At 67.0% G+C, this 5,723-nt stretch carries 2 protein-coding genes and 3 pseudogenes; 3 read left to right on the top strand and 2 right to left on the bottom strand.

Going from position 1 to position 5,723, the window contains the following annotated elements:
• The first annotated feature begins 84 nt into the window (after window positions 1-84).
• Window positions 85-1,359, top strand: a pseudogene (locus tag ACFUJR_RS38550) (IS1380 family transposase).
• Window positions 1,360-1,500: 141 nt separating this feature from the next.
• Here ACFUJR_RS38550 and ltrA read toward each other — a convergent pair.
• Complete coding sequence (gene ltrA, locus ACFUJR_RS38545; RefSeq protein WP_383181008.1) at window positions 1,501-2,850, bottom strand: group II intron reverse transcriptase/maturase; 1,350 nt, start codon at window positions 2,848-2,850, stop codon at window positions 1,501-1,503.
• A gap of 978 nt (window positions 2,851-3,828) precedes the next feature.
• On the opposite strand from ltrA, the gene ACFUJR_RS38540 reads away from it, so the two are divergent.
• Together ACFUJR_RS38540 and ACFUJR_RS38535 are read left to right on the top strand one after the other, a co-directional pair.
• Window positions 3,829-4,323 (top strand): LuxR C-terminal-related transcriptional regulator, encoded by a 495-nt coding sequence (locus tag ACFUJR_RS38540; RefSeq protein ID WP_383451249.1) that lies wholly within the window; start codon window positions 3,829-3,831, stop codon window positions 4,321-4,323.
• Between the two features lie 586 nt (window positions 4,324-4,909).
• Window positions 4,910-5,302, top strand: a pseudogene (locus tag ACFUJR_RS38535) (transposase); the annotation flags it as partial.
• Between the two features lie 32 nt (window positions 5,303-5,334).
• Here the strand turns inward: ACFUJR_RS38535 and ACFUJR_RS38530 are convergent.
• Window positions 5,335-5,631, bottom strand: a pseudogene (locus ACFUJR_RS38530) (integrase core domain-containing protein); the annotation flags it as partial.
• Window positions 5,632-5,723 lie beyond the last annotated feature (92 nt).

Below are 5,723 nucleotides of genomic sequence, written 5' to 3'. Positions count from 1 at the left end.
GTGGGGCCGGTGAAGGTGCCCAGGTGAAGGCGGTCGAGTTCGCGGCGGATCCGCGGCCAGGTGTCGCCGGTGGTGGTCTCCGCGATGCGGATGAGGGAGAGAGCCCAGGTGATCGTGCAGCTCGCGGTCTCGATCGTGCTCGGGGCGGGGAACCTGCTGGAGGCTGAACAGCTTCAGGCCCACCATCAGGGCCTGTTCGGGACAGGCGTCTCCGATTCGACGATGCGCCGCACGCTTGCGGCGCTCGACGAGACGGTGCTCGCAAAGATCGCGAAGGTACGGGCCGGGATACGTCGGCATGTGTGGACCCACCTCGCCTTGCGACCGGGAGGTTTCCCCTGGCTGACCGTGGCGGGCAAGCGCCTGCACCACTGGATCGTGATCGACATGGACGCCACGATCATCACCGCCGCCTCCAAGAAGCAGGGCGCCGCCGCGACCTGGAAGAAGACCTTCGGGTTCCACCCACTGGCCGCGTGGTGCGCGAACACCTCCGAGTGCCTGGCGATGCTGCTGCGGCCGGGCAACGCCGGCTCCAACACCACGGCGGACCACATCACCGTGCTGACCGACGCGCTCGCCCAGGTCCCCGGCGCCTCCACCGCGAAACTCCTCCTCCGCGTCGACGGCGCCGGTGCCACCCACGGCCTGCACGAGCACCTGCGCGACCTGAACACACGGCGCCGAACCGTCCGCTTCACCACCGGCTGGACGATCACCGCAGAGGACGAGGCGGCCATCGCCCTGCTGCCGGAGAGGGCCTGGCAGAACTCGCTCCACCAGGACGGCAGCCTCCAGGAAGGCTACTTCGTGGCCGAGCTGACCGGGCTGAACCGCCGGGACGGCTGGATCAAGGGCATGCGGCTGATCGTCCGCCGCGTCCGCCCGTCCGGCCGGCACATCAAGGACCTGACCGCGTTCGAGAAGAAGACCGGCTGGAAGTACTCGATCACCGCCACCAACATCCGCAAGATGACCCGCATCCGAGGCTCCCACCAGATCCAAAGGCTCGACGCGCTCCACCGGCACCACGCCGTCGTCGAGGACCGGGTCCGCACGAACAAGGCCATGGGCCTGCACAACCTGCCCTCGAAGTCATGGACGATCAACGCGAGTTGAATGCTCACCGCGAACCTCGCCGCCGATCTCGACGCCTGGCTCCGCCTCCTGACCCTGAACGACGACCCGGACCTGGCCGACGCCGAGCCGGACACCATGCGGTTCCGGCTCTACCACCTGCCCGCCCGACTCTCCCGTCATGCCCGCCGCCGATGGCTCCGCATCGAGAGCACCTGGCCCTGGGCCGGCGCGTTCACCACCGTCTGGAACAGGCTCACCGCCCTGCCGACCATCACCTGACGAACCTCCCCCACCCCCGACGAGGACCAGAACGGAGGAGACCCGCACCGCCCCGGGAGGCGTGGAACCCCGGCGCAGCCGCAGCGACACGCGATGCACCCTGACCTCCCCACGGGGACAAACCAGGGTGAACCGATCACCTCACAGAGGCCCCGTCACGGCTGACGAATCGAGGCCGACGCCGTTCACCGCCGGCATTCGGCCTGCCCCGCCAGTCCCGAAAAGGTCTGGGTGCAACGACGTCCCGTGCAAGGCGATCACCCCCAACGATTCAGTGGAGGCAAACGCCACCACTGACCAGCCGAACTTCCGGCTGCGCCGGTGCTTCTTGGCAATGAACCCGCCGATCCGCATCCGCGCGTACGAGCTGATCTGGTCAAAGCGATGAGCCGAGTTCCCGAACCGGAAATACGCGGCCCACCCGCGCAGGAACGCGTTCACGTCCTCCACAATCACTTTGACCGGCCGCAACATCCTGCGCCGCTCCGTGAGTTCACGGATCCGGTCACGAGCATGCTGCACTGCCCTGTCCGAGGGCCAGCGGGCGAGGAAGGTGATCGGACGCCGCCCGCCGCGAGGCCGGGATGTGACCCACCGGTGGTGGAAGCCGAGGAAGTCCACTCCCTCTCCTCCGACCTGCAGGTGCACGATCCTGGTCTTGGCCGCCTTCGGCTCCAGTCCGAGTTCGGCCAGCAGGACCTTCAGCTGCCCAAGGGCCGCTTCGGCCTGCTCGCGGGTGGTGCACATCACCACGGCATCGTCGGCATAGCGGACCGGGACCCCGTGAAGACGCGCGTCCCATGCCCGGTCCAGCCGGTGCAGATAGACGTTCGCCATCAACGGTGAAACCACACCGCCCTGTGGGGTTCCGGTCACCGGCCGACGGACCTGCCCGTCCTCCATCACCCCGGCCCGCAACATCGCGCGCAGGAGTTTGAGGACCGACCGGTCGCAGACGCGTTCCTCGACCGCCTGCATCAACTTCTCATGCGGAATCGCCTCGAAGCAGTTGGCGATGTCCGTCTCCACCACCCAACGCCTGCCCCGCCATGCCTCATCGATCAAGACCTGGAGGGCGTCGTGCGCCCCGCGCCTGGGCCGGAACCCGAACGAGCACGGGAGCATGTCGGCCTCGAAGACCGGCTCGAGCACGATCTTCAGCGCGGCCTGCACGATCCGGTCACGGACGGAAGGAATCGACAGCGGTCTCTGCTCCACGGTTGTGCCGGGTTTCGGGATGAATACCCGGCGCGCGGGCATCGGCCGCCAGCGGCTTTCCTTGAGTTCCATGGCCAGTTCTTCAAGGAGCCGGTCGATGCCGTACTCCTCGATCTGCGTGAGAGTGATGGCGTCAATGCCTGGTGCGCCGTTGTTCCGACGCACCGCTGCCCACGCGCGCCGCAGGACGTCCCTGCGGTGGACCTTGTCCCCCAGCGCGTGGAACCGCCGTCCGGGATCGGCCTTGGCCGCCCGGTAGAGCGCATGCTGCAAGGCTCGGACCGGATCCAGCTTCAGGGATCCCGACGTGGCGGAACTAGCCATAACGGCACTCACCAAGTCCCTCCAGACAGACTGCGCATCGACGAAGCAGCGGCCCTTCCCTGGCCGGGGGTTGTGTTGTCCCCCGGCTCATCGCGGTACTACGGCCGCCTCCGACGCCCACCCGGCTCGCGTCCACTTCCCGGGGTGCACCCGGTTATAGGACGCACAGCTTCCGGCAGCAGCTGTCCGCAGGCCGCCGGACCGGGGAGGGCCTCCCCAGTTCCCGCTGTCACCGTCGCAACGTTCCATGCCCCATACGCCGGGGAGTCCTTCACGGCTGCATCTCCAGGATCTTCGCCGCTTCCATGGCCTTCGCCCTGATTTCGGGGGCTCGGCACTCCCTGTTCCCGCCCCGAGAGGCGGGCCTCTAACGACGCCGCAGGCTTCGCTTCATGCTACGGACCGCTGCTTTGCTCCCCCTTGAAGGGCTTTCGACACTGGGCTTCGACGCCGGGCGTTTCCCCCCGACGCCGCCAGTCTGCTACCGGGCCTCCTGGCAGCTACCCGGACCGGACTCACACCGGCAGGCGACAACGAGCTTACGACCGAAGGTCACCTACAACATTGAGACCTCCAGTCTGCTGGGCGCGCGAAACGGCGAGGTTAGGCGGGGATGCCGTGTCGCTCGGCCTTCTCCGTCACCTCGTCCACGGCGACCAGGGCTTCCTCCACCCGATGCAGTCTGACCAGGTCGGTGAGTATCCAGCAGAGAAGTCGACCGCATGGCGTCCCGCGCGGCTGGCGTCTGCCGGACCGCGGAACCCGAGTGGAACTTGATCACCGGCTCTCTCCACGCCGCGGTCGCTACCGGGTCGAATCGCCTTCCCTGCGGAATGAACACCACGGTGACTCACCACGTGCACAGACACGCCGGAAGCACGCGACGCATCCGGCGCGTCATCCGTCCGACACGCCCAAGGAGCCGACATGCACACGTCCAGAGCCGAACCGCCGTCCCGTTCGGTCGACATCAGGATCCTGGCCGGTCTCGCCCGAGGCCGCTCGTACGCCCGGATCGCCCTTGATCTCCACCTGCCTCACGACGTCGTCCTCGCCCACATACCACAGCTCTGCCGTCGGATGGGCGCACGCTCGACCGCGCATGCCGTCGCCCTCGCCTACGGGCACGGATGGATGAAGGGGCTCCGTCGTGAACCACGGCAGGGTGTCGTCCTCTCCGCACGGCAGCTCACGGTCCTGGCCTGCGTGGCAAAGGGCCTGACACCTGAGCAGATCGCGCAACGTCTCGGAATCCAACTGTCTGCTGTAACCGACTGCATGGAACGGACCTGCGCCCGCTTGCGGGCAAACGACCGCCCCCACGCGATAGCGCTGGCCATCCAGCACGGTCATGTCACTGCCCCGCGATCATTCGCCGACACACAGCCGAGCCAGAGTGCCGCACAGATGACCCCGAGTTGATTTCTAGGTCGACAAGCATTGCCGCGTCCATGCCATGCTGGGGGATTGTGATCAGTCGACGACAGCCGGTCGTGCCCCCTCACTCCTCGCTGAGGCGGGCGTGTAGATCCGGTGCCTTCTCCATGCCGGATGGCGCGGGCAAGACGGCGAGCGGACGGAGAAATACACGACGTTCCCCGTGCGAGAGGCTCGGCAGGCCGAGCTTCACCGGGCGAGCCCTTGGGCCAACCCAGCACTCAGACACTCCTTGCTGCTCCGCCGTGCACCCGTAGGCACCGGTCCGCCTCAGCCGGCGACCCCAGCACGATGGCGACGACCCGTCCGGGCCCGTTCAGCAGGACGGTCTCCCGCCTGGTCGACACCCTCGCCCCCCCGGGGCGACAGCCCTCTCCGCGGTACGGGCCGCGCGGGCCCAAGCGCGTGAGCGTGTCTGGAACGTGGCCAAGAGCGCGGCCCCGGATGCTGATTTCATCGGGTCATTTGAGTGGACGTTAAGTCCGATCTTCCCTGGTTCGTGGTCGCTCGATCGTGGTACTGATGGCTGCGCGGGCCATGTAATGGGCATGTCCATGTTGAGATGCGGGGCATGGAGAGAAAGCCGTACCCCAGCGACTTATCGGACGTGCAGTGGGCGTTGATTGAGCCGATGATCACGGCCTGGAAGCAGGCGAGGGTGGCGCTGTCAGCGACCGGTGATCCCGGGGCCTGCGATCTGCGGGAGGTCGTGAACGCGATCTTCTACCAGAACCGGACGGGCTGTCAGTGGCGCTACCTGCCCCATGACCTTCCCGCCTGGTCGGCGGTGTTCTACTACTTCACGCTGTGGCGTCAGGACGGCCTTGACCAGCGGATCCAGGAACTCCTGCGCTGCCAGGTCCGGGAGAGAGCCCGGCGATTAGAGGACCCGTCCCTCGTGATCATCGACACCCAGTCCGTGCGCGCGGCCGCAGGTGTCCCGAAGACCACGACGGGGCTGGACTGAGGCGTCCCCCGGGGTGTGGACACGGGGGTTCATGCTGCGAGTGTGAGTGTACGTGCTCTCTGCTGTTGCTGTTCGAATTCGGCTGGTGAGAGGTAGTTGAGGGCGCTGTGGCGTCTCCGGGCGTTGTAGTAGGTAAGCCACTGGAAGATCTCCAGCCGCGCCTGGCGCATCGTCGGGAACAGCCGTTGGTGCGTGGTCTCCCTCTTCAGCCCCTGCCAGAAGCTCTCAGCGAGGGCATTGTCGTAGCTCGAGCCGACGCGTCCCATGCTCCTGCGGATCCCGAAACCATCACAGACCTGCGCGAACGCGGCCGACGTGTACTGGGCGAGTTCAACTGGTGGTTGCAACACCGGGCTGTTGTAGCGAGCGTAGCTGTTCCTCGAACACCTCCGCTGGAGTCTTCCAGCCGAGGATTTTG

It is taken from the genome of Streptomyces sp. NPDC057271 (genome assembly GCF_042668715.1).
GTDB lineage: Bacteria > Actinomycetota > Actinomycetes > Streptomycetales > Streptomycetaceae > Streptomyces.
This window is presented reverse-complemented; position numbering and strand designations above follow the sequence as displayed.